Annotated in this window: 1 protein-coding gene and 1 pseudogene; both read right to left on the minus strand. The window is 62.6% G+C overall.

The window, feature by feature from the left end; translation table 11 throughout:
- Positions 1–402, minus strand: a 402-nt coding sequence (locus EOA33_RS37740) for a GFA family protein (RefSeq protein WP_127407845.1), incomplete at its 3' end; no start/stop codon positions are given.
- A 63-nt stretch (positions 403–465) separates the two neighbouring features.
- Positions 466–639: pseudogene (locus EOA33_RS37745) on the minus strand (S-(hydroxymethyl)glutathione dehydrogenase); the annotation flags it as partial.

A 639-nucleotide genomic window follows, 5' to 3' on the forward strand; every position in this document is an offset into this window, starting at 1 on the left:
GGCAAAGCCCGGCGGCGACCAGCCGTCTTCCTCGAAACGCTCGGGATGAATGAAGCTCAGGCCCTTGAACGGATGGTCGCGCTCGACCGGTCCATGCATGTGGACGCCGCAGCCGGTGCAGGCATGGCGCTGGATCAGCGCGCTTGGGTCGACCACCTTCAGCTTGTCGCCATTCTCCACGACGGTGACGTCGCCGGTGCCTGCCACGGCCACGACGGAGAATAAAGCGCCCTCAGGCTTCCAGCATTTGGTGCAGCCGCAAGCATGGTTGTGGGCGATCTGGCCCTTGACCTTCACCTTCACCGGCTTGCTGGTGCAGGCGCAGACCAGCGTGCCGCCGGCAAAGCTCGCGCTCTCCTTAGGCAGGCCATTGTCGATTTTCGGATGCAGTTTTTCCGCCATTCCATTCCTCCCATGTTTCACCACAAAGGTCGCCGGCCGGCTGACCGGCGGCGTGCGGCTTCCTCAGTAAACCACGACACTCCGGATCGACTTGCCCTCGTGCATCAGGTCAAAACCCTTGTTGATGTCCTGAAGCTTCAGCGTATGGGTGATCATCGGGTCGATCTGGATCTTGCCCTCCATGTACCAGTCGACGATCTTCGGCACGTCGGTGCGGCCGCGCGCGCCGCCGAAGGC

This window comes from Mesorhizobium sp. M4A.F.Ca.ET.050.02.1.1 (assembly GCF_003997725.1).
In the GTDB taxonomy this organism is placed as follows: Bacteria; Pseudomonadota; Alphaproteobacteria; order Rhizobiales; family Rhizobiaceae; genus Mesorhizobium.